Origin of the sequence: Mesorhizobium xinjiangense (genome assembly GCF_009749525.1) — a bacterium.
Classification (GTDB): domain Bacteria; phylum Pseudomonadota; class Alphaproteobacteria; order Rhizobiales; family Rhizobiaceae; genus Mangrovimarina; species Mangrovimarina xinjiangensis.
The window spans coordinates 127,437-145,121 of record NZ_WOAC01000014.1 but is presented as its reverse complement, the minus strand read 5'-3'; the positions used below and the strand labels follow the sequence as shown (position 1 = coordinate 145,121).

Here is a 17,685-nt window from a genome sequence, read left to right as displayed (position 1 = left end):
CATCGCAAGGATCACGTAAAGACACGCCAGAAAACGCCCATCAAAGAAATGCCGGCAAAATTGGCGGCTTCTTCAGCAACCTGCTAGCGCGCATTTGCTTCAAACGGAAACGTTTGAAGCAAAGATATGCGCGCCAGATCAATATGTTGGAGCATGTACCTTTCGCTCAAACGTCACCGTTTGAGCGGGGCATGCGCTAGAGCAATTCCAGGAGAAGTGGAAACCGGTTCTCCGTTCGGAATTGCGTCGAATCAAAAGGTTAGATCGGCGAACCGATTCCGTGAAAAGGTGAGCCGATCTAGGCAAAACGCGGCCGGCAAACAAGCTGTGTCTGACTCGACGCGGGTGTCAGGCCGCCCGGTCGCGCGCCTTCAGCTCCAGCCGGCGCGCATGCAGCACCGGCTCGGTGTAGCCGTTCGGCTGCTCGCGGCCCTTGAAGACAAGGTCGCAGGCGGCCTGGAAGGCGATCGAGGCCTCGAAATCCGGCGCCATCGGACGGTAGAGCGGGTCGCCCGCATTCTGCCGGTCGACGACCGCCGCCATCTCCTTCATCACCGCCATCACCTGGTCCTCGCTGACGACGCCGTGATGCAGCCAGTTGGCCATGTGCTGGGACGAGATGCGCAGCGTGGCGCGGTCTTCCATGAGGCCGATATCGTTGATGTCCGGCACCTTGGAGCACCCCACCCCCTGGTCGATCCAGCGCACGACATAGCCGAGAATGCCCTGCGCATTGTTGCGCAATTCCTGCAGCTTTTCTTCTTCGCTCCAATTGGGCCGCGTGACCACCGGCACGGACAGGATGTCGTCCAGGCTGGCGCGCGGCCGGTCTTTCAGTTCCTCCTGCACGGCGGCGACATTGACCCTGTGGTAATGCGTGGCGTGCAGGATGGCCGCCGTCGGCGAGGGCACCCATGCCGTATTGGCGCCCGCCTTGGGGTGGCCGATCTTCTGCTCCAGCATCGCCGCCATCATGTCGGGCATGGCCCACATGCCCTTGCCGATCTGCGCGTGCCCGTCGAGATGGCATTCGAGCCCGATATCGACGTTCCAGTCCTCATAGGCCTTGATCCAGCTCGACTGTTTCATGTCGCCCTTGCGGATCATCGCTCCGGCCTCCATGGAGGTGTGGATCTCGTCGCCGGTGCGGTCGAGGAAGCCGGTATTGATGAAGAAGACGCGCTCGGCCGCGGCGCGGATCGCCTCCTTCAGGTTCACCGTCGTGCGCCGTTCCTCGTCCATGATGCCCATCTTCAGCGTGTTCTTGGCCATGCCGAGCGCGTCTTCGACGCGGGCGAAGAGGTCTGTCGCGAAGGCGACCTCTTCGGGCCCATGCATCTTTGGCTTCACGATATAGACCGAGCCTGCGCGTGAATTGGCGTGGCGGCCTTCGGGGCCGATATCGTGCAATGCGATCATGCTCGTGACCATGGCATCGAGAATGCCTTCCGGCACCTCGTTGCCGTCGCGGTCGAGAACCGCCGGATTGGTCATCAGGTGGCCGACATTCCTCACCAGCAGCAGCGAACGGCCGGGCAGCGTCACCGTGCCCCCGTCGGGCGTCGTATAGGAGCGGTCCTCGTCGAGTGCGCGGGTGAACGTCTTGCCGCCCTTCGACACCTCCTCGCTCAGATCGCCCTTCATCAGGCCGAGCCAGTTGCGGTAGACCAGCGTCTTGTCCTGCGCGTCGACGGCGGCAACCGAATCCTCGCAATCGACGATGGTGGTGACCGCCGCCTCCAGGATCACGTCGGCCACGCTCGCCCGGTCGGTCTTGCCGATCGGGTGCTCGTCGTCGATGACGATTTCGACATGCAGCCCGTTCTTGCGCAGGAGAATCGCCGTCGGCGCGGCGGGCGTGCCGCGATAGCCGACGAACTGCGCCGCGTCGGCGAGCGTGCAGGCGCTGCCTTCGGTGCGCACGGCAAGGCCGCCTCCGGCGATGGCGAAGCCGGTCGCATCGGCCCAGGAACCGGTCGCCAGCGGCGCGCTGCGGTCGAGGAAATCGCGCGCCCAGGCGATCACCCTGGCACCGCGCACGGGATTGTAGCTCTCGCCCTTTTCAGCACCGTGGCTCTCGGGGATCGCATCGGTCCCGTAAAGCGCGTCGTAGAGCGAGCCCCAGCGGGCATTGGCGGCGTTGAGCGCATAGCGGGCGTTGGTCACCGGCACAACGAGCTGCGGGCCGGCGACGGTTGCGATCTCGGTGTCGACATGGGCCGTGGATATGGCGAAATCCTCGCCCTCCGGCAGCAGATAGCCGATCTCCTTCAGGAAGTCCCTGTAGGCCTCCAGGTCGCCCGGCGCGCCATTGTCGCGATGCCACTGGTCGATGCGGGCCTGCAATTCATCCCGCCTTTCGAGCAGTACACGGTTTTTCGGCGCCAGATCATGCACGATCTCCGAAAGCGAAGACCAGAAGCCGGTGGCCTCGATGCCGGTGCCGGGCAGGGCCTCCTCGACGACGAAATCGTGCAGTTCGCGGGCGATCTTCAGGCCGTCGATCTCGATGCGATCGTTCATTGCGCAGCTCCTGTTGCCGGGCGCATCGGCCCGACAATCGAAATCGATCCCGGAAAGCACGATGCGAAAATTCCAAGTGCAGAGCGACCCTTGTGCAATCCGAATGGACGCACGGCGCTCTGCCAGTTTGCGGTCAATTCGCGCGCCCTTCAACACGCGCGCGCGATTGCCGTCAATTCGTCAAAGGTATCAAGCACTTTTTCCGTTGGGGAAAAGGTGGGTTGCAATCGGCTTGCGGACCGGGTGGTCTCAAAGGAGTTTCCACCACTCGCGTGCGCCATGAATGACACGCACGATTTCCGCTCCCTCTTCGGTTTCGCGATAGAGCAGCAGATAGTTGCCGACCGGCAGCATGCGAAGTTGTGGCCTGATGTCGAAGCGCGCGACGCCCGTGCCCGGCATGTCGCCCAGCTGCCGGCATGCTGATAGTATCTTGTCGTACCGGCGCAAGGTTGCAGGCGGACTGTCCGCAGCAATGTGGCGCGCAATCGTTTCGATGTCTGCCTCGGCCTGAGGACGAAGTGTGAACCCCATCAGGAGTCGGATGGCGGAGCGGCTTCGAGCCGTTGCTTGATGGCCGAGAATCGTTCTTCCCCGTCCCGGGCAGGGCCGCTTGCGATGCCTTCGTCCCAAAGCCGGCCGATTTCGGTCATCGCCTGGGCACGTTCGGCACGGCGCAGCTTCCAACCCCTCAATGCGTCGCGCATCACTTCGCTGGCGCTCGCATATTCGCCGGACTCGACCACATCGCGGACCGTGGCCGCCATTTCAGCGGTAATCGCGACGCTGACTTTCTCTACTTTACCCATGGGTCATCAACTCCTGATGGAGACAACGGTAGGCAAGTTTACTACCAACGGCAAGCACGGCTGTCGTTCAGCCAAGAGAAATGCCTTCTCGCAGCCGGGCCGGCCGGGTGTTTTCAGCGCGGATTGTCGGCGGCCGGCCGGCCATTCGGGCGCGCCGGCCAGGCCGTGTACGGATCGCGGGAGGCGGCTGTAACCGGCGATAAAGTCCGGTCGATCGTAAATGTTCTGTACCATCGCACCGTCCCTTGTGCGCGATCATCTCGAAAACGGAATGTGCCGCCGCTCAATTCGGTGCAAGAAACGCCTTCTCGAAGGCAAGCCGGCCGGGCGGCGTGAAACGCACGACCCGGCTGCCGGGGTCGCGGCGGGCCCATTTTTCGCTCAGGATACGATCGAGGATCGCAGCGCCCAGCGCGCCGGCCAGATGCGAGCGGCGCACGCTCCAGTCAAGACAACTGCGGCAGACGGGACGGCGTCTTGCCGCCATGGCGGCGGTGTCGATACCGTGTTCGGCGAAAAAGGCCGCGCCCCGCGCCCCGAGCTTCAGTGCATCGTCATCCCCGATCAGCACGCCGCGCGAGACGAAGCTTTCCAGCATCTCGACGGCCTGCGCACCGGCCAGATGGTCGTAGCACACGCGTGCCTGGCGCAGGGCCTCTTCGCGCGGGCCGGGTCGGGTGCGTTTCGGGCCGACGGCGGCGGCGACGCCGGTGATCGATTCCAGCATGGCAGCCACCTCGCCTCCTGCGAGGCTGAAATAGCGGTGCCGACCCTGGCTGGCGAGCTTCAACAGCCCGCCATCCATCATCTTCGACAGATGCGAGCTTGCCGTCGAAAGGGACACGCCGGCCTCCAGAGCCAGTTCGCTCGCCGTCAGTGCGCCGCCGTCCATCAGCGCCATCAGCATGTTGGCGCGGGCCGGGTCGCCGACCAGGCTGGCAATGCGGGCTATATCGGGTCCGTCGCGCATGGTTTGATCTTAGTCGAAGCATTGTTGTCATGCAACGGTTATGATCGGAGCGGCCAAAGGGAGATGACCATGACCGTCAAAAGCCTGCCATTTGCCGTCCATCGGCCGCGCTCCGATACGATGCGCCGGTTTCGTCGCGCCTGCATCGCCGTCGCTTCGGCCTATGACCGTTGGCTGCAGCGCCAGGCGCTGGCCGAACTCGATGACCGGCTGCTCGACGATATCGGGCTCACGCGGCGCGACGTCGAGCGCGAATGCGCCAAGATCGTCTGGTCCACCAAGGCATGATCCTTTGACCATCGTACCAGTAATTGCAACGCCATGTTTCGCCCTGCGCCAAAGTATGGCTGACCGCCAACCCGGAGAACCGATATGAGCATGACTTGTTTCATTCGCTACGAGATCGACCCCTTCAAGCGCGAAGCCTTCGAACAGTATGCGCGCAATTGGGGCCAGGCCATCCCGCGCTGCGGCGCCGACCTGATCGGCTATTTCGCCCCGCATGAAGGCTCCGCCACGACCGCCTACGGAGTCTATACGATCGACAGCCTGGCCGCCTATGAAGCCTATCGCGCCCGGCTTGCCTCCGACCCGCTCGGCAGGGAGAATTACGAATTCGCGCGCAAGGAGCGCTTCATCCTCAAGGAAGACCGCATCTTCCTGAAGCTTGCTTCCGCCCCGCATGCACAAGGAGGAACGTGATGATCGCCGTAATCTTCGAAGTCGAGCCGGCCAAGGGACGCCGCGAGGCCTATCTGGATATCGCGGCCGACCTGCGGCCCCTGCTCGAGGGGATCGACGGCTTCATCTCGATCGAGCGCTTCCAGAGCCTCAACGATCCGGGCCGCATCCTGTCGCTGTCCTTCTGGCGCGACGAGGAGGCAGTCAAGGCCTGGCGCAACACCGACGAGCATCGCGAGGCCCAGAAGGCAGGACGCGGCGGGATTTTTGCCGGCTACCGGCTGCGGATCGCGCATGTGGTTCGAGACTATGGGATCGATGAACGCGCAGAGGCGCCGGACGACAGCCGGACCGTTCACGACGAGGCCTGACGGGCTGTCCGGCCGGCATCGATTGTCACCGTGACATGAATTTGCTGGCCAGGTCGGCGCGGTTGCGCACAATGCCGACTGCTAGCGCGCGTTCGCTTGCTCTAGCGCACAGGAGAAGAGAGGGTCCGGCCATGACGGTGCATCAGGCGTCCGCGCCAAGCGTTGCGGATATTGAAAAGGCGGCCGACCGCCTGGCGGGTCTTGCCGTCCGGACGCCGCTGATCGAATCGCCGGCCCTCAATGACCGTTTCAATGCCCGCATCCTGTTCAAGCCGGAGGTGCTGCAGCGCACCGGGTCGTTCAAGTTTCGAGGGGCCTATAATCGGATATCGCAACTGTCTCCTGACGAGCGCGGGCGTGGCGTGGTCGCCTTTTCCTCCGGCAATCATGCCCAGGGCGTTGCGGCCGCGGCCGGAATGTTCGACGTCGATGCGGTGATCGCGATGCCCTCGGACACGCCGCAGGTGAAGGTCGCCAATGTCGAGGCGATGGGCGCAAGCGTCATCCGCTTCGACCGTTTCGCCGACGACCGCATGGCCGTCGTGAAGCCCTATATGGATGCAGGCCGCATCCTCGTGCCGCCTTTCGACGATCCGGCGATCATTGCCGGACAGGGCACGCTCGGCCTCGAGATCCTGGCGGACATGGAGCGCTTGGGCGCCGCGCTGGATATCGTCGTCGCGCCGTGCGGCGGCGGCGGGCTGATTGCCGGCCTGTCGCTTGCCGTCAAGGCGCGCTTGACCGAAACCGCGGTCTGGGCGGTGGAGCCGGAAGGTTTCGACGACACACGCCGTTCGCTGGCGGCAGACCGGCGCGTGGCGAACGAGCCCGGGCACACATCGATCTGCGATGCGATCCTGACCCCGTCGCCGGGCGAAATCACCTTCGAGATCAACCGGCGCCATCTGGCAGGCGCCATCGCCGTTTCAGATGCGGCAACGGCGCAGGCCATGCGCGATGCCGCGCTTCATCTCAAGCTGGTCGTCGAGCCCGGCGGTGCCGTCGGGCTGGCCGCGCTTTCATCGGGCGAGATCGACATCGAGGGCAAATGCGTCGTGGTGGTGCTGTCCGGCGGCAATGTCGATCCCGTCGCCTATGCCAGGCTGATTGCGGCTTGAATTTGACCCTGTCGTCCCGGCCGGCAATCTCGCAGGCCAACCCTTCCCATCAAGGGGAATGGCAATCGCATATGGATCGTTGTACCCCCTCCACCGCCTTCGGCGGTCCCCCTCCCCCGCTTCGCAGGGGAGGAGCCGGTGGCGCCGCCGCGGATCCTCCTCCATTCATGGTGGAGGGGGCAAATGCGATTGCTCTGCCCTTGAAGGGGAGGAAGCAATTTCCCTCCCTCTCACGCATTGCCGATCAGCACCCCGGCGCCGAAGACCAGCGCCCCGCCCAGCACCACCTGGAGCGTGGCGCGCCAGAATGGTGTCTCCATGTAGCGGTTCTGGATGAAGGCGATGGCCCACAACTCGAAGAAGACCACGATGACCGCGACCGTCGTCGCGGTGCGGAAATCGGGGATGAGATAGGGCAGGGCATGGCCGAGCCCGCCGAGCGCCGTCATGATGCCGGTCGTCAGCCCGCGCTTGATCGGCGAGCCGCGCCCGGAGATCCTGCCGTCGTCGGAAGCGACCTCGGTGAAGCCCATCGAAATGCCCGCGCCGATCGAGGCGGCGAGCCCGACCAGAAAGGTGTTCCACGTATCGTGCGTGGCGAAGGCGGCGGCAAAAATCGGCGCCAGTGTCGAGACCGAGCCGTCCATCAGGCCGGCCAGGCCTGGTTGCACATAGGTAAGGATGAACTGCCGCCGCTCGGCCGTCGTCTCCTCCGTCCGCACCTTCTTGGGCACGTGCTTTTCCTGCAGACGCTGCGCTAGGCTCTCGTGCTCGATCTCGGCGGCTGCAAGATCGCCCAAAAGCTTGCGCGTCGAAGCGTCGGTGGTGCGCTTGGCCGCCTCGTCGTAAAAGCGCTGCGACTGGCGTTCCATGGCTTCGGCCTGGCGGCGCACGTGATCGATTCCCAGCGGGCGCACCAGCCAGTCGGGCTTGCGTTCGTAAAACCCCTTCACATGGTCGCGGCGAATGAGCGGAATGCGCTCGCCGAACCGCTTGCGATGGAGCTCGATCAGGGCGGCGCGATGGCTATCTTCTTCCTCCGCCATCGCCTCGAAGACGGCCGCCGAATGGGGAAACTCTTCGCTCAGCGCATCGGCATAGGCACGGTATATCCGCCCGTCATCTTCTTCCGACGCGATGGCGAGAGCGAGGATTTCCTGCTCGGACAAAGAGGCGAAGGTGCGGCGGCCGAAGCCGAAGACACGGGACAACATGGGTTCATCGTTCCTGTTTAGAATAATTCTAAACTACGGTATCGAAGTTGCGATTGCAATGCGCTTAGAACATGTCCCGCTCCAACGGAATCGTTTGAAGCAAAGATATGCGCGCCAGACGGCATGCCTGGCATCGCCACCTCCCGGTTGTGTTAACGCTAAATTCATCGCCAGGCCGTAGCCGTGTTTTGTCGCAAATTCTAATCGAATTGCCGATGGTCCCATAAGAACAAGAGCGCGCGCGGTGATCAGCGCGGGCAACCGGGCCATGGTCGGCAGTCTCCCGTTATCCAGTCAGCGCAGTCCGTCTCAGGCAACGCGGGACGGAGCTTGCTCCAATGTGAATCGCGAGGTCTGTCTTGTCTCTCAACAACGTCAAAATATCGGCCAAGCTGGCCGGGGCCTTCGTGGCGGTCGTCGCCATCATCGTGGCCATGAGCTCCGCGGCGCTATGGAACCTGTCACGCATCGACCGGGCCCAGGCCACGGCCGAAATCTCGAAGGAAGCCGCCGGAGCGGCGCTGAATGCGCGGATGGGACTGGCCCGGGTGGAGAACTCCTATCGCGGCTACCTGCTCTCGCAGGACCCCTACTATCTCGAGCGGATCGAGCATCACGAGGCCACGATGCGCAACAGCCTGGCCGAATTGCGCGGCCTTTTGGCGGTCAATCCGCAGCGTCAGGCGGATGTCGAGCGCATCGTTGCCGACTATGACATCTACCGCGCCGAGGTCATCGACGCCGGCATGAAGCTTGCCGCCGATCCCATCTCCCGCTTCAAGGCGGTGGAGATGGTCGGGCCGAGCGGCAGCGCGGATTCATTGATCGCCCCCATCGAAGACGGCATCGATGCCATCTCGAGCTCCGAGGTCAAGGAGAACGCCGTGCAGGCGTCCGCGCTCGCAGGCGCCGTTTCGCAGGCCGCCGTCGCGCTCTATGCCGGCCTCGTTCTGTCGGTGCTTCTGGCCGCTGCGCTCGGCTTCATGCTTGCCCGCATGATTGCCGCGCCGGTGAGCGCCCTGACGGCGGCCATGGGGCGCCTTGCCTCGGGCGACAACGAAGTCGAGGTTCCGGCGACGGGCCGCGGCGACGAGATCGGCGAAATGGCGCAGGCCGTCCAGGTGTTCAAGGACGCGGCGATCGAGAAGCTGCGCGTCGAGGCGCATGCGGTGGAATTGCGCGAGGGGGCGGAAGCCGACCGGGAGCGCACCGAGGCCGACAAGGCCAAGGCGGCCAGGGAGGACCAGGTCGCGGTGACCGCTCTGGCCGAAGGGCTTGCGGCGCTCGCCAAGGGGGATCTCTCCTACCGCATCGCGGCGGAGTTCGCGCCCAAGACGGCGCAGCTCAAGGCCGACTTCAACAGCGCCATGGGCCAGCTCGAAGAGACGATGGCCACGGTTTCCGGTGCGATCGGCGCCATGCGCACCGGCACCGGGGAGATCAGCCAGGCGGCCGACGACCTATCGCGGCGCACCGAGCAGCAGGCGGCGAGCCTGGAGGAGACGGCGGCCGCGCTCGACCAGATCACCTCGACGGTGAAGAAGACGGCGACCGGCGCCCGCGAGGCCGAGCAGGTTGCCGGTGCTGCGCGCGGCGGGGCGGAGAAGTCCGGCGCCGTGGTGCGCGAGGCGGTCGACGCCATGGCCAAGATCGAGAAGTCGTCGGAGGAGATCGGCCAGATCATCGGCGTCATCGACGAGATCGCCTTCCAGACCAACCTTCTGGCGCTCAATGCCGGCGTCGAGGCGGCGCGCGCCGGCGAGGCGGGCAAGGGCTTTGCAGTCGTGGCCCAGGAGGTGCGCGCGCTCGCCCAGCGCTCGGCCGAAGCGGCCAAGGAGATCAAGGCGCTGATCTCGACCTCGACGGAGCAGGTCAACCAGGGCGTCGGCCTTGTCGGTCAGACGGGCGAGGTGCTCGACCAGATCGTCACCCAGGTGACCGAGATGTCGGATCTGGTGACCGCGATCGCGTCTTCGGCGCAGGATCAGTCGACGGCGCTCGGCGAAGTCAATGTGGCGGTCAACCAGATGGACCAGGTGACGCAGCAGAACGCGGCAATGGTCGAGCAGTCGACGGCGGCGAGCCATTCGCTGGCCCGCGAGGCCGAGCAACTGGCCACGCTGATCGCCCGCTTCAGGCTGAACGCGTCGGCCGACCAGCACGCCGCGTCGGCCCGCATGACGGCGCCGGTGGCAAGGGCGAGCGCGCCCGTCGCCCAGCTCAAGACGGTCGGCGGGCGCGGCCAGTCCGCCGTCGAAAGGACGCAGGTCGACGAAGACGGCTGGGAGGAATTCTGACCTCCGCCCCCACGTCTTCGATGACTGTAGAAGAACCGCGCTCTTCCCGGGGCGCGGTTCTTCTTTTGTCGCAAGGCTCCCCCCTGTCCATTTGCATCAAAAAACGCTAAGTGGACGGCCATGACGAACATGCAGGATGCAGGCGTGATCGACGCCGCTGAAAACACGGTGTCGGGCGAACGGCAAAAGAAGGTCTTCGTGAAGACCTATGGCTGCCAGATGAACGTCTACGATTCGCAGCGCATGGCCGATGCGCTTGCGGCCGACGGCTATGCCGCGACGGACGAGATCGAGAATGCCGATCTGGTGCTGCTCAACACCTGTCACATCCGCGAGAAGGCGGCCGAAAAGGTCTATTCCGAACTCGGCCGCATTCGCCAGCTCAAGGCCGAACGCGCCAAATCGGGCCGCGAGACGGTGATCGGCGTGGCCGGCTGCGTCGCCCAGGCCGAGGGTGAGGAGATCATGCGCCGCGCGCCGGTGGTCGACATCGTCATCGGCCCGCAGACCTATCACCGGCTGCCCGACGCGGTGCGCAAGGCGCGTGCCGGCGGCAGGGTGCTGGAGACGGACTACGCGATCGAGGACAAGTTCGAGCACCTTCCGCGGCCCAGGCCGGCGGCGGTGCGCGGGCGCGGCGTGACGGCCTTTCTCACCGTCCAGGAAGGCTGCGACAAGTTCTGCACCTTCTGTGTCGTGCCCTATACGCGCGGCTCGGAAGTCTCGCGCCCGGTGGCGCAGGTCGTTGCCGAGGCCGAGCGCCTGGCCGAATCCGGCGTGCGCGAGATCACGCTTCTGGGCCAGAACGTCAATGCCTGGCACGGCGAAGGACCGGACGGACGGCAATGGGGCCTCGGCGAGCTTCTCTTCCGGCTGGCCGAAATCCCCGGCATTGCGCGTCTGCGCTACACCACCAGCCATCCGCGCGACATGGACGACGCGCTGATTGCGGCGCATCGCGATCTCGACATCCTCATGCCCTATCTGCATCTGCCCGTGCAGGCCGGCTCCGACCGCATCCTGAAGGCGATGAACCGCCGCCACACCGCCGCCGACTATTTGCGCCTTGTCGAGCGCATCCGCGCGGCGCGGCCCGATATCGCGCTGTCGGGCGATTTCATCGTCGGCTTTCCCGGCGAGACGGAGGCGGATTTCGAGGCGACGATGCAGATCGTGCGCGATGTCACATTCGTGCAGGCATTCTCGTTCAAATATTCACCGAGGCCCGGCACGCCGGGCGCCGAGATGGACGGCCATGTCGACGAGGATGCCAAGGGTGAACGGTTGCAGCGCCTCCAGGCTCTCCTGACCGAGCAGCAGCAGGCCTTCGCCCGCGGGCTCGTCGGGCGCAAGAGCGATGTGCTGATCGAGAAGCCGGGCCGCGCGCCCGGCCAGTGGGTCGGCCGCTCGCCTTGGCTCATGCCGGTGATTCTTGATGAAAAGGCCGGCGAAATAGGCGACATTGTAGATGTTCGAATCACGCGAACAGGGGCAAACAGCCTCTTTGCCGAAGCGATGTAGGCAAGGGCAGGGGTATCGCAGGAGAATCGGTTGACCGCTGCAGCACAGCTCAAGACTACCCCCACCGGGGCCTCCGACATGGCCCACATCGTGCTCACCTTCGACAACAACAAGCATGCCGGCGTTCTCTACGGCCAGTTCGACGAGAACCTGGCCAGGCTCGAGCAGCAACTGGGTGTCGACATTCGCTCCAAGGGCAACCAGCTTTCCATCAAGGGAAGCGCGGTGACGGCCGAACAGGCCCGGCGCGCCCTCGACCATCTCTATGCGATGGCGCAGCAGGGCGCGGAGCTCTCGCCGTCGGATGTCGACGGCGCCATCCGCATGGCGATTGCCGCCGACGATCAGCTGACGCTGCCGACACTGGAAAAGAAGGGCAAGATGGCCGCTGCCCAGATCGCCACCCGCAAGCGCACCATCTATGCGCGCACGCCCAACCAGGACGCCTATATGCGCGCGCTCGAGCGTGCCGACCTGGTGTTCGGCATCGGCCCGGCCGGTACCGGCAAGACCTACCTGGCCGTCGCCTATGCGGCGATGATGCTCGAACGCGGGCTGGTGGAGCGGGTGATCCTGTCGCGCCCGGCCGTGGAGGCGGGCGAACGGCTGGGCTTCCTGCCCGGCGACATGAAGGAGAAGGTCGATCCCTACCTGCGCCCGCTCTACGATGCGCTTTACGACATGATGCCGGCCGACAAGGTCGAACGGGCGCTTGCCGCAGGCGTCATCGAGATCGCGCCGCTTGCCTTCATGCGCGGCCGCACGCTGGCCCATGCCGTCGTCATCCTGGACGAGGCGCAGAACACATCCTCCATGCAGATGAAGATGTTCCTGACCCGGCTCGGCGAAAATGCACGCATGATCGTCACCGGCGATCCGAGCCAGATCGACCTGCCGGCCAACACGCGTTCCGGCCTTGTCGAGGCGCTGCACGTGCTGGACGGCGTGCCCGGCATCGTCACGGTGCGCTTCGAGGATCAGGATGTCGTGCGTCACCCGCTGGTTGCGGCGATCGTGCGGGCCTATGATCGCGTAGGCATGGCCGGCAAGGGCGAGGAATCCGTTTGAACCAAGGCGCAGAGCGGCCGGCATCCGCGGCCGGCGTGGAAATCGACATTGCGGTCGAGGCGGGCGACTGGCCGGACGAGACGACATTGCGCGGCCTGACCGAGACGGCCGTGGCGGCGGCGATATCGGTCCTCGGGCTGAAGATCGATCGGCCGGTCGAACTCGGCGTACTGTTTGCCGACGATGCACAAATCCGTGCCCTCAATGCCGAATGGCGCGGCAAGGACAAGGCGACGAACGTCCTGTCGTTTCCCGCCTTTCCAAGCACCGGGCAGGGCGAGGTGCCGCCCATGCTTGGCGACATCGTGTTGGCAAGCGAGACCGTCCGCAACGAGGCCGATCTGGAAGGAAAGCCCCTCGATCACCATCTGACACATCTGATCGTCCACGGATTTCTTCATCTTGTGGGCTATGATCACGAAAATGACGCGGAGGCGGAGACAATGGAGGAGGCTGAGCGATCCATACTGGCAGCGCTTGCCATTGCCGACCCTTATGCGGTAACTGACGAGAACAATTGACCGGACGACGATGAACGACAATGCGCAATCCGCCGCTGCGCCCGAAACCGGCGGCGAGGCCCCGGCTTCCGGGCAGACGGAAGACGGGCAGAGTACCGAGGGACCGCAGCGCAATGGCGGGCCGTCCCTCTTCCAGCGAATTGCCAATCTTTTCAGAACGCGCAACGGTTCGAGCCTGCGCGAGGACCTGGCCGATGCTCTTGCCGAGAGCGAAGAAGACAGTGCCAGCTTCTCGCCCGGCGAGCGCGCCATGCTGCACAACATTCTCAGGCTGCGCGAGGTGCGGGTCGAGGACGTCATGGTGCCGCGCGCCGACATCGAGGCGGTCGATCTGTCGACCACGCTGGGTGAACTGCTGAAACTGTTCGAGCAGTCGGGCCATTCGCGCATGCCCGTCTATTCGGAAACCCTGGATGACCCGCGCGGCATGGTGCATATCCGCGACGTGGTGGCCAATATCACCAAGACCGCACACATCAAGCGCGCCCGCAGCACCAGGCGGAGCGCCGACAAGGCCCCGCAAAAGGCTGCCGGCAAGACGGTCGACAAGGCAACGCAAAAGGCTTCGGGCAAAAGCCAGGAGAAGGTTGGCGAGCTCAACCTGGCCAATGTCGATCTGGGCCGCACGATCGGCGAGCTGAACCTGACGCGCAACGTGCTCTTCGTGCCGCCCTCAATGCTCGCCTCCGACCTCATGAACCGCATGCGCGCCGCGCGCATCCAGATGGCCCTGGTAATCGACGAATATGGCGGTACCGACGGCCTGGCGTCGCTCGAGGATATTGTCGAGGTCGTGGTGGGCGACATCGAAGACGAGCATGACGACGATGATCAGCCCCGCATCGTCCAGACCGGCGACGGGGTCTTCGTGGTCGACGCAAAGGCGGAGATCGACGACGTGGCCCAGGAGATCGGCAAGGCCTTTGCCGCGGATGAGCATGCCGAGGACGTCGACACGATTGGCGGCATGATCTTCAATGCGCTGGGCCGCGTGCCCTCGCGCGGCGAGGTCGTCCAGCCGATTCCGGGATTCGAGTTCCACGTGCTCGATGCGGATCCGCGCCGTGTCAAACGCGTGCGCATCGTGCAGACGCGCACGGGCGACCGGCGTCGCAGGGCAAGCAAGGAGCCTGCGGACGGATAGTTCCGTACACCTTGTCGCCGACCGTGCGGCCGCTCTTGGGCGGCCTTTTTCCTATACCTTTCGCTCAAAAGATTCCGTTTGAGCGAAAGGTACGTGTTCTATGCGCCCGTGCCGTATTCCAGCTTCGGATACCAGTTCGTGCCGCGGCCCTCGGGCGTGATGTCGAGAAGCAACCACAGCGGATCCAGTTCCGGCGCGCCGCGCGGATCCTGCCCCGGATCGGCCATGTCGCCGCCGATCTCGCCGCTCCAGAAATGACGAATCGCACCGTCGCGCCGGGTGAAGACGGCGAGGGCGGGAACATCCGCATCCTCGGCGCTGACATAATCGCGGGTATAGCCGCCCTCGGTGTCGGAATAGACCTTGAGCTGTGTCCAGCCGCGCGCCTTCTTCGCTTCGACGAGGCGCTCGATCGGCGAGCGGGCGACCATGGCCAGCGCCACGCGCTGCTCGATGTCGGGCACCTTGCCCTCGAACGATCCCATCAGCGAGGTGCACATGGGACACAGAGCCCCACGCTGCGGGCCGAACATGTAGCTGTAGATGATCAACGCATCCTTGTCGCCGAAGAGGTCGGCCAGGGTGCGGGGACCGTCTTCGCCATGAAATCGGTACGTCTTGGTTATTTCACCGCCCGGCGGCAGCCGGCGGCGCATTTCGGCTACACGCTCTATATGCCGCCGCAACTCGATCTCCTCGGCCAGCAGCGCGTTGCGCGCCCGCCGGTATTCATCGCTTTCATTGGGAAACCGCGTCTGGTTTCCTTCGGCCAACGTTTCTGCCGGGATCAGATCAGTCATCGTCGTCATCGTGACACCTCCCGTTGTCCAAATATCTCGTCGCCCTCGACCGTGGTATGTTGGTATCAACGTAAAATGTCGGTGTCAAAACGCTATCGCCATTCTCGCGATCCATACTGAAGGCTCCTGACGGCATCGAGCTGGTGTCCGGGACCTATACAATGCCGGCTGTGCGGCTTCGTGGCTCGATCGCCGACTTATTGACGCCATCTTTGCTGCCGTTGGTTTGGCAGCGTTGCGGCGTGCTGGTACATCTTGAATAGTGATTCGCTGTCTGGACGGGGCATGGAGAGACTCGCGGGGAATATCGTCCTGATGTGGGGATGGCGGCGCACACTCGTGGCGCTCCTGTCGGGTTCGGCATTGGTGCTTGCGCAGGCGCCCTACGATTTCTTTCCGGTCGGATTCGTCTGCTTCCCCCTCATCGTCTGGCTGATCGACGGCGCGACGGGCGAGCCGCGCGACACGGTCTTTGGGCGGCTGCGGGCGGCATTCGGCATCGGCTGGTGGTTCGGTCTCGGCTATTTCGGCTTCGGCTTGTGGTGGGTCGGCAAGGCCCTGATGGTCGACGCCGAAAGCCACGCCTGGGCACTGCCTTTCGCCGTTCTCGGGATCCCGGCCCTGCTGGCGATCTTCTACGGCCTGGCGACGGCGATCGCGCGCCTTTTCTGGTCCGACGGCATCGGCCGCATCGCCGCGCTCGCTTTCGGCTTTGGTGTGGCAGAGTGGCTGCGCGCCACGCTGTTCACCGGTTTTCCCTGGCTGTCGATGGGCTATGCGGCCATGCCCCTGCCGCTCCTCATGCAGTCGGTCCATCTGGTGGGCCTGTTTGGCATGAACGCCCTGGCCGTGTTCGTCTTCGCCATGCCGGCCCTGCTGGCCGATGGGAAACATCTGCGTGCCGGCCTGGCAGCGGCCGCACTGCTTGCCGTGGCGCATGTCGGCTATGGCGCCGCGCGGCTGACGGCGCCGCCTGACGAGACCGACGCCACGCTGTCGGTGCGCATCGTGCAGCCGTCGATCGCGCAGGACGGCAAATGGGATCCGGCACAGCGCGAGGCAATTCTGAAACGGCTGATCGACCTTTCGATCGCCCCCGATGAAACCCAGGCCTCGGTGGACGTGGTCGTGTGGCCGGAAACGGCGCTGCCCTACCTGCTCGCCGAACGGGCGCAGATGCTCGTGGACATCGGCGAAATGCTGGCCGACGGCCAGGAATTGCTGGTCGGTGCCGTGCGCTCCGAGGCTGCGGTCACGCCCGGTGCGGCGGCGCGCTATTACAATGCCGTCGCCGCCATCAACGATCGCGGCGAGATCGTCGACGCCGTCGACAAGGTGCATCTCGTTCCCTTCGGCGAATATCTTCCGCTCAAGCCCCTGTTCGACGCATTCGGCATAGGCGCCATCGCCGATACGTTCGGCGGGTTCTTTCCGGGTTCGGTCCGCCATGCCATCGCCGTGGGCGATGGTGCGCGGCTGCTGCCGATGATCTGCTACGAGATCATCTTTCCTCAACTGATGCGCCCGGCCGAGGTCGGAGCGAACGTGATCGTCAATCTGACGAACGACGCCTGGTTCGGCGACACGCCTGGACCCTATCAGCATTTCCGTCAGGCCCAGGTACGCGCGGTGGAAGCCGGTCTGCCCATGATCCGCGCCGCCAACAATGGCCTGTCGGCCGTCGTGGACGAGAAAGGCCGGATTGTCGACGCTTTCGGGCTCGATGCGGTCGGTGCGCTCGATGCGACGGTGGCGTATCGGACGCGCCCGCCGGCCGACACAATTCCGCGCCGAAGTATCTCTCTTGCAACAATATTGTTCTTCGCAACCCTCGCTTGTGGTATGAGTGTAGGTCTAAGGCTACGCTTATAGCATTCCGTGAGGGGTAACTATGGAGCACCCTCACGGTTGTGTCCGTTGAGCGGAGCCGCAAGACTGGGGCAGTGGTAGACGTTCGGCGGGGAGCATAGTGGAGCCAACGAGCCCGTGTGAAACGGCGAGGAAAAAATGCCAGAAAACAAAAAGAAACCGAATCCGATCGACGTCCATGTTGGAAGCCGTGTACGTCTTCGTCGGAACATGCTTGGAATGAGCCAGGAGAAGCTTGGTGAAAGTCTTGGAATAACATTCCAGCAGATTCAGAAATATGAGAAGGGGACGAACAGGGTCGGGGCAAGCCGTTTGCAGGCCATTGCGACCGTGCTGAAGGTTCCTGTATCGTTCTTCTTCGAAGATGCACCCGAGCACAACGTCAATTCCACACCGGGATTCGCCGAGGACAAATCGGCGAATTATGTGGTTGATTTTCTGAACAGTTCCGAAGGTTTGCAACTCAATCGCGCCTTTGTGAAAATCTCGGATCCGCGGGTGCGTCGGAAGGTCATCGACCTCGTCAGGGTGCTCGCGTCCGAGGAGGCCGGCTGAAGGGATCGCACGGATGGCCCGGAGGGCACCGATGCGTGAACGAATAGAGCAGCGAACAGACAGTTCCATCGATTTTGTTTCAATGGAATGTCGGTCTGCAAGGGACCGCGCTGCGTCCGTGTCAGAGGCGGTCTGCCGCACCATGCGGGACCGCCGTTCGCTGAAATCCGAGCCGCGTTGCGGGACGTTCGTGTCGTCCATGCGGCTTGACGTGGCCGACGCGC

At 64.2% G+C, this 17,685-nt stretch carries 18 protein-coding genes and 1 pseudogene; 12 read left to right on the top strand and 7 right to left on the bottom strand.

Annotated features, from left to right (window positions below; all coding sequences use genetic code 11):
- The coding region (locus GM909_RS25935) for a hypothetical protein (protein ID WP_210252579.1) at positions 1-200 on the top strand (200 nt) is incomplete at its 5' end.
- A gap of 148 nt (positions 201-348) precedes the next feature.
- Here the strand turns inward: GM909_RS25935 and GM909_RS16255 are convergent.
- The 5 genes and pseudogenes from GM909_RS16255 to GM909_RS16235 form a co-directional block, all read right to left on the bottom strand.
- On the bottom strand, positions 349-2,523 hold the full coding sequence (locus GM909_RS16255; protein WP_157017668.1) for a malate synthase G: 2,175 nt from the start codon (positions 2,521-2,523) through the stop codon (positions 349-351).
- Positions 2,524-2,772: 249 nt separating this feature from the next.
- Positions 2,773-3,057 carry a type II toxin-antitoxin system RelE/ParE family toxin gene (locus tag GM909_RS16250; protein ID WP_157017666.1) on the bottom strand — a complete coding sequence of 95 codons (285 nt, stop codon included), beginning with the start codon at positions 3,055-3,057 and terminating at the stop codon, positions 2,773-2,775.
- Positions 3,057-3,332, bottom strand: coding sequence for a ribbon-helix-helix domain-containing protein (locus tag GM909_RS16245; RefSeq protein WP_157017665.1), 276 nt, complete (start codon positions 3,330-3,332; stop codon positions 3,057-3,059). Before GM909_RS16245 ends, GM909_RS16250 begins: the two co-directional genes overlap by 1 nt.
- 129 nt (positions 3,333-3,461) lie before the next feature.
- Positions 3,462-3,566 (bottom strand): annotated as a pseudogene (locus GM909_RS16240) (class I SAM-dependent methyltransferase); the annotation flags it as partial.
- Positions 3,567-3,615: 49 nt separating this feature from the next.
- Positions 3,616-4,302: an ArsR/SmtB family transcription factor gene (locus GM909_RS16235; RefSeq protein WP_157017663.1), complete on the bottom strand. Its 687-nt coding sequence runs from the start codon at positions 4,300-4,302 to the stop codon at positions 3,616-3,618.
- A gap of 69 nt (positions 4,303-4,371) precedes the next feature.
- On the opposite strand from GM909_RS16235, the gene GM909_RS16230 reads away from it, so the two are divergent.
- The 4 genes from GM909_RS16230 (at position 4,372) to GM909_RS16215 (ending at position 6,472) form a co-directional block, all read left to right on the top strand.
- On the top strand, positions 4,372-4,590 hold the full coding sequence (locus GM909_RS16230; RefSeq protein ID WP_235911936.1) for a DUF1127 domain-containing protein: 219 nt from the start codon (positions 4,372-4,374) through the stop codon (positions 4,588-4,590).
- 84 nt (positions 4,591-4,674) lie between these two features.
- Positions 4,675-5,004, top strand: coding sequence for an NIPSNAP family protein (locus GM909_RS16225; RefSeq protein ID WP_157017659.1), 330 nt, complete (start codon positions 4,675-4,677; stop codon positions 5,002-5,004).
- A complete protein-coding gene (locus tag GM909_RS16220) occupies positions 5,004-5,354 on the top strand; it encodes an antibiotic biosynthesis monooxygenase family protein (protein ID WP_157017657.1) in 351 nt (116 codons plus the stop codon). The genes GM909_RS16225 and GM909_RS16220 overlap by 1 nt, the downstream gene beginning before the upstream one ends.
- Before the next feature lie 131 nt (positions 5,355-5,485).
- Positions 5,486-6,472, top strand: coding sequence for a threonine ammonia-lyase (locus GM909_RS16215; RefSeq protein ID WP_157017655.1), 987 nt, complete (start codon positions 5,486-5,488; stop codon positions 6,470-6,472).
- Positions 6,473-6,702: 230 nt separating this feature from the next.
- On the opposite strand, the gene mbfA is transcribed toward GM909_RS16215, so the two are convergent.
- Positions 6,703-7,686, bottom strand: coding sequence for an iron exporter MbfA (gene mbfA, locus GM909_RS16210; protein WP_157017653.1), 984 nt, complete (start codon positions 7,684-7,686; stop codon positions 6,703-6,705).
- Between the two features lie 359 nt (positions 7,687-8,045).
- Between mbfA and GM909_RS16205 the strand changes: the two genes are divergently transcribed.
- From GM909_RS16205 to GM909_RS16185, 5 genes are all read left to right on the top strand, one after another.
- Complete coding sequence (locus GM909_RS16205; RefSeq protein WP_198174286.1) at positions 8,046-9,983, top strand: methyl-accepting chemotaxis protein; 1,938 nt, start codon at positions 8,046-8,048, stop codon at positions 9,981-9,983.
- A gap of 129 nt (positions 9,984-10,112) precedes the next feature.
- Positions 10,113-11,504 (top strand): tRNA (N6-isopentenyl adenosine(37)-C2)-methylthiotransferase MiaB, encoded by a 1,392-nt coding sequence (gene miaB, locus GM909_RS16200; protein ID WP_235911941.1) that lies wholly within the window; start codon positions 10,113-10,115, stop codon positions 11,502-11,504.
- 78 nt (positions 11,505-11,582) lie between these two features.
- Positions 11,583-12,572 (top strand): PhoH family protein, encoded by a 990-nt coding sequence (locus tag GM909_RS16195; RefSeq protein ID WP_157017696.1) that lies wholly within the window; start codon positions 11,583-11,585, stop codon positions 12,570-12,572.
- A complete protein-coding gene (gene ybeY / locus GM909_RS16190; RefSeq protein ID WP_157017649.1) occupies positions 12,569-13,093 on the top strand; it encodes an rRNA maturation RNase YbeY in 525 nt (174 codons plus the stop codon). Before GM909_RS16195 ends, ybeY begins: the two co-directional genes overlap by 4 nt.
- 10 nt (positions 13,094-13,103) lie before the next feature.
- Positions 13,104-14,237, top strand: a complete 1,134-nt coding sequence (locus GM909_RS16185) for a hemolysin family protein (protein ID WP_157017647.1) — start codon at positions 13,104-13,106, stop codon at positions 14,235-14,237.
- A 98-nt stretch (positions 14,238-14,335) separates the two neighbouring features.
- On the opposite strand, the gene GM909_RS16180 is transcribed toward GM909_RS16185, so the two are convergent.
- Entirely contained in the window at positions 14,336-15,046 is a 711-nt protein-coding gene (locus GM909_RS16180) for a DUF899 family protein (RefSeq protein WP_157017645.1), read from the bottom strand.
- A gap of 276 nt (positions 15,047-15,322) precedes the next feature.
- Here GM909_RS16180 and lnt point away from each other — a divergent pair, with 276 nt between their 5' ends.
- Together lnt and GM909_RS16170 are read left to right on the top strand one after the other, a co-directional pair.
- Positions 15,323-16,909 carry an apolipoprotein N-acyltransferase gene (gene lnt, locus GM909_RS16175; RefSeq protein WP_157017643.1) on the top strand — a complete coding sequence of 529 codons (1,587 nt, stop codon included), beginning with the start codon at positions 15,323-15,325 and terminating at the stop codon, positions 16,907-16,909.
- Positions 16,910-17,044: 135 nt separating this feature from the next.
- On the top strand, positions 17,045-17,461 hold the full coding sequence (locus tag GM909_RS16170) for a helix-turn-helix domain-containing protein (protein ID WP_157017641.1): 417 nt from the start codon (positions 17,045-17,047) through the stop codon (positions 17,459-17,461).
- The last annotated feature ends 224 nt before the right edge of the window (positions 17,462-17,685 follow it).

Excerpts from the sequence above, each read along its gene's own strand:
- GM909_RS16185 (WP_157017647.1), top strand. The coding sequence starts at position 13,104 with ATGAACGACAATGCGCAATCCGCCGCTGCGCCCGAAACCGGCGGCGAG.
- GM909_RS16195 (WP_157017696.1), top strand. The coding sequence starts at position 11,583 with ATGGCCCACATCGTGCTCACCTTCGACAACAACAAGCATGCCGGCGTT.
- GM909_RS16215 (WP_157017655.1), top strand. The coding sequence starts at position 5,486 with ATGACGGTGCATCAGGCGTCCGCGCCAAGCGTTGCGGATATTGAAAAG.
- GM909_RS16235 (WP_157017663.1), bottom strand. The coding sequence starts at position 4,302 with ATGCGCGACGGACCCGATATAGCCCGCATTGCCAGCCTGGTCGGCGAC.
- GM909_RS16230 (WP_235911936.1), top strand. The coding sequence starts at position 4,372 with ATGACCGTCAAAAGCCTGCCATTTGCCGTCCATCGGCCGCGCTCCGAT.
- GM909_RS16255 (WP_157017668.1), bottom strand. The coding sequence starts at position 2,523 with ATGAACGATCGCATCGAGATCGACGGCCTGAAGATCGCCCGCGAACTG.
- GM909_RS16170 (WP_157017641.1), top strand. The coding sequence starts at position 17,045 with ATGCCAGAAAACAAAAAGAAACCGAATCCGATCGACGTCCATGTTGGA.
- GM909_RS16250 (WP_157017666.1), bottom strand. The coding sequence starts at position 3,057 with ATGGGGTTCACACTTCGTCCTCAGGCCGAGGCAGACATCGAAACGATT.
- miaB (WP_235911941.1), top strand. The coding sequence starts at position 10,113 with ATGCAGGATGCAGGCGTGATCGACGCCGCTGAAAACACGGTGTCGGGC.
- GM909_RS16180 (WP_157017645.1), bottom strand. The coding sequence starts at position 15,046 with ATGACGACGATGACTGATCTGATCCCGGCAGAAACGTTGGCCGAAGGA.
- GM909_RS16220 (WP_157017657.1), top strand. The coding sequence starts at position 5,004 with ATGATCGCCGTAATCTTCGAAGTCGAGCCGGCCAAGGGACGCCGCGAG.
- lnt (WP_157017643.1), top strand. The coding sequence starts at position 15,323 with ATGGAGAGACTCGCGGGGAATATCGTCCTGATGTGGGGATGGCGGCGC.
- mbfA (WP_157017653.1), bottom strand. The coding sequence starts at position 7,686 with ATGTTGTCCCGTGTCTTCGGCTTCGGCCGCCGCACCTTCGCCTCTTTG.
- GM909_RS16245 (WP_157017665.1), bottom strand. The coding sequence starts at position 3,332 with ATGGGTAAAGTAGAGAAAGTCAGCGTCGCGATTACCGCTGAAATGGCG.
- GM909_RS16225 (WP_157017659.1), top strand. The coding sequence starts at position 4,675 with ATGAGCATGACTTGTTTCATTCGCTACGAGATCGACCCCTTCAAGCGC.